Annotated in this window: 3 protein-coding genes; 2 read left to right on the forward strand and 1 reads right to left on the reverse strand. The window is 59.1% G+C overall.

What is annotated here, in order from left to right; genetic code table 11:
• Both VMU57_RS08775 and VMU57_RS08780 read left to right on the forward strand, forming a co-directional pair.
• The coding region (locus VMU57_RS08775; protein WP_325382515.1) for a class I SAM-dependent DNA methyltransferase at nucleotides 1-1975 on the forward strand (1975 nt) is incomplete at its 5' end.
• 208 nt (nucleotides 1976-2183) lie between these two features.
• The gene (locus VMU57_RS08780; protein ID WP_325382517.1) at nucleotides 2184-3596 is read left to right on the forward strand and encodes an IS1380 family transposase; all 1413 of its coding nucleotides are present in this window, start codon (nucleotides 2184-2186) and stop codon (nucleotides 3594-3596) included.
• 320 nt (nucleotides 3597-3916) lie between these two features.
• Here the strand turns inward: VMU57_RS08780 and VMU57_RS08785 are convergent.
• A partial coding sequence (locus VMU57_RS08785; RefSeq protein WP_325382519.1) for a hypothetical protein occupies nucleotides 3917-4246 on the reverse strand: 330 nt, incomplete at its 5' end.

Here is a 4246-nt window from a genome sequence, read left to right on the forward strand (position 1 = left end):
CTTCGCAGACTTTAACCGCGACATGCGCAATGCGCTGCTGGCCTGCACGCACTTCGATTGGTCGCGCATCTCGCCGGCCATTTTCGGTTCACTCTTTCAGGCCGTCATGGAGCCAAGGGAGCGGCGTCAGATTGGCGGGCACTACACCAGCGAACGGGACATTCTTAAAGTTATCCGTTCCCTGTTTTTGGACGACCTCCGCGCAGAGTTCGAGCACGCCAAAAATAACAAAGCCGAACTCAAGCGTTTCCATGAAAAGCTCGCCGGACTCCGCTTTCTGGACCCGGCATGTGGTTGCGGCAACTTTTTGGTCATCACCTACCGCGAGTTGCGGCTGCTGGAAATAGAAATCCTCAAGCTGCTCTTTCCCGGCGACCAGCCGAATCTCGACATCCACAGCTTATCATTGGTGGACGTGGACGCCTTCTACGGCATCGAGATCAGCGAGTGGCCCGCGCGCATCGCCGAAGTCGCCATGTGGCTTATGGACCACCAGATGAACATCCGCCTTTCGGAAGCCTTCGGCCAATACTTCGTGCGACTTCCGCTCAAGAAATCTCCCACCATCGTGTGTGGCAACGCGCTACGGCTTGATTGGAAGAAAATCCTTCCGCCCGAAAAATGCAACTTCGTCCTCGGCAATCCGCCATTTGTGGGTGCAATGTTCATGACCGCGGCGCAACGCGCCGACATGATGGTGGCTTCACGCAACTTGAAAGGCGTTGGCGTTTTGGACTACGTGGGAGCTTGGTATCTCGTCGCCTCTGAATACATTCGAGGAACGCAAATCTGCGTTGGGTTTGTCTCTACAAATTCCATTTCTCAAGGCGAACAAGCTGGCATTCTATGGCGCGAGCTTTTTGCGCGCGGAATCAAGATTCACTTCGCACATCGCACTTTTGCCTGGGAAAGCGAAGCGCGCGGCAAAGCCCACGTTCACGTCGTTATCGTCGGCTTCGGTGCGTTCGCCACCGACGGCAAACGCATTTACGACCACGACTCGGACAGCAAGAAAGTCTCTGTTTCACCTGTCCGAAACATTGGCCCATTTCTCGTTGAGAGTCCGGATGTTTGCATAACAAATCGAAGCGGTCCGATCTGTGATGTACCTAATATGGCTTGGGGAAGCCAGCCAAGAGACGGCGGCAACTTCCTAATGACCACCGAGGAGAAGGAAGCTCTTCTTCGCCTCGAACCGGAAGCTGCAAAGTGGATTCGTCCTTTTACTGGCGCGGATGAGTTCCTCAATGGGATTGAACGCTGGTGTCTATGGCTTGTTGGCATTCCGCCCGAAGAATTAAATCGCTTACCCGAGATCAAGAAACGAGTTCAAGGCGTCCGCACTATGCGGCTCGCAAGCAAGGCAGAAGCCACGCGTAAGAAAGCGATGACTCCGACGCTCTTTGCCCAAATTGCTCAGCCAATGACAGACTACCTTCTTGTTCCGCTGGTGAGTTCGGAGAAGCGGCTTTACATTCCTATCGGGTTCACGTCGAAAAGCGTTATCGCAAGCAATCTTTGTTGCGTCGTCCCTGATGCGACTCTCTATCACTTCGGCGTTCTCTCCTCGGCCATGCACATGGCTTGGATGCGGCAAGTTTGCGGACGGTTGGAGTCGCGCTACCGCTACTCAAAGGACATTGTTTACAACAACTTCCCCTGGCCTGACATGCCGAGGGAGAGACAGCGCGTCGCCGTGCGGGACGCCGCGCAAGCGGTGTTGGACGCGCGCAAGAAATTTCCCGACGCGACGCTGGCCGATTTATACGACCCTTTGGCGATGCCGCCGGCGCTGGTCAAAGCGCACGCCGACCTCGACCGCGCGGTTGACCTTTGCTACCGCCCCCAACCCTTCCAGAACGACCGGCAGCGCGTGGAGCATCTCTTTGCCCTCTACGAAAAACTCACCGCGCCTCTTATTCCCCCTGCCAGGAAGGGCCGCCGAAGGACCAGGGAAGGCTTGCAGATCGTGTAGGGGGTAGCTTCTCTCTTTGAAGGTCAAGATATTTTTGCAATCAAGCCGCCTGTATTGAGATCTGGTCTGGGCGGCAGAAGAGCTTGGAGCCGTCATAGAGCTGGTTATGCTTAACCCGAATATCTCACGGGGAATTGAAAAAGGCTGTCACTTCAGGCAGAAGTATCTTTGACGAGAAGCACTTGTGCCAAGGAGAAGCGACAGACTTATGTTGACAGAGTGTAACCAGGAGTCCTTCGAATTTCATCCCCTGAATCAACGGCAAGTGGTGGGGCGGTTTGACGGTGGTGCGATCACCACGGACGCGGGCGGGTTGCTGCTGCGCGAAGTCGAGAAACGGACGAGGATCATCGCGCGTTTCGCGGCCTGTTTTCGGGACCATCGGGCGGCGGGGCAGATCGAGCACACGGTGCGGGAGTTGGTGGCGCAGCGCGTCTACGGGCTGGCGCTGGGCTACGAAGACCTGAACGATCACGACCAACTGCGCCGCGACCCGCTGCTGGCGGTGTTGGCGGAGAAGCCCGATCCGACGGGCGGGAGCCGGGCGCGGGAGCGCGACCGGGGCAAGGCATTGGCGGGCAAGAGCACGCTGAACCGGCTGGAACTGACCGCGGCGGTGGTCAAGGACGAGGAGCGCTACAAGAAGATTGCGCTCGACCTGGAAGCGGTGGACCGTCTGCTGGTGAAGATTTTTCTGGAGGCGTATGCGGAGCCTCCGGCCGGGATCGTGCTGGACCTGGACGCGACCGACGACCCGCTGCACGGCAACCAGGAAGGGCGGTTCTTCCACGGCTACTACGGGGGCTACTGCTATCTGCCGCTGTATATCTTCTGCGGCGATCATCTGCTGTGCGCGCGCCTGCGGCCTTCGAACATCGATGCCTCGGCCGGTTGTGTGGAGGAAGTCGCGCGGATCGTGGCCGGGATTCGCGAAGCCTGGCCGCGGGTGAAGATCACGCTGCGGGGCGATGCGGGATTCTGCCGCGAAGCGCTGATGAGCTGGTGCGAGCAGGAAGGTGTGGATTACGTGCTGGGGCTGCCGAAGAACGATCGGCTGAAGGCAGAGATCATCGAGGAACAGGAACAGGCGGCGACGGAGTTTCAGGCCACCGGGCAGGCGGCTCGGGTGTTTAAGGAGTTTCGCTATCAGACGCGGGAGAGTTGGTCGCGGGCGCGGCGGGTGGTGGCGAAGGCCGAGCATCTGGAGAAGGGATCGAATCCGCGTTTCGTGGTGACGTCGCTGGGGCCGGAAGCCTGGGAAGCGCGGCAGCTTTATGAAGAGCTCTACTGCGCGCGCGGCGAGATGGAGAATCGGATCAAAGAGCAGTTGATGCTGTTTGCCGACCGCACCTCGACGGCGTTGCTGCGCAGCAACCAGATTCGACTTTACTTTTCCTCGATGGCCTACGCACTGATGGAGGCGCTGCGCCGGTTGGGATTGAAAGAAACCGAATTGGCCCAGGCACAGTGCTCGACGATTCGGCTGAAGCTGCTGAAGATCGGAGCGCTCGTCCGCATCACGGTGCGACGGGTCTGGGTGTCGATGGCGGAAGGCTATCCTTACCCCAACCTGTTCGCGCAAGCCTGCGCCCAATTGCAAGCTTCCCCCGGTCCCTGCTGAAAACCGTGCTCCCCCAACCGCTTCGTGGTCAGCCAACTTTGCCAGGGCGAACTGTGCCCGCGCAGGCCCAAACCGCACTGCCCAGAGCCCCGCGGAGTGTCATCCCTTGCTCAAAATTAGCTCGTGCCCCATCCCTTGAGAATCGCACCACTCCCAATCTCCTCTGCACCACCCCAATCGCATCTCATCCCCCCATTCAGTTGATCGGTGAGAAATACGGGCTAAGCCCCCAGATCGAACTCAAGTGAATGCTGGGGCCGCGAAACGGCATGGCTAAAGCTATGCCCTGACGGTTCTGAAGCTGGCTTAGCATTGCCATGTCAGATGTTGAAGAAATAGAGGTCCGGCTCCTGCCGCGCTTCGCGCAGCAGCACCAGCGCCAGTTCGCGCGCGTGATAGTCACCCCACATCGAGGATTCCCCGCAGGGCGCTTTGCGGCCTTCCGGCACGGCGTCCCAGCCTTGCGGCCGGTGGTAAACCGAATGCAAAATCAGCCCCTGGTGGGAAGGGCTGGTTGACAAGTAGGGCTCTGCAAGCAACGTGCGGGCAACGGTGAGGGCCGCCTGCCGGTACCGCCTGCCGTCCTCCATGCGCTGCCGGACTCGCGCCAGATAATGGCCCAGCCGCCACAACCCCTGCGCAGCGATGCA

This window comes from Edaphobacter sp. (assembly GCF_035532915.1).
GTDB lineage: Bacteria > Acidobacteriota > Terriglobia > Terriglobales > Acidobacteriaceae > Edaphobacter.

What these genes read in the sequence shown, in the direction of transcription:
- VMU57_RS08780 (WP_325382517.1), top strand. Translation starts at nt 2,184, where the DNA reads ATGTTGACAGAGTGTAACCAGGAGTCCTTCGAATTTCATCCCCTGAAT.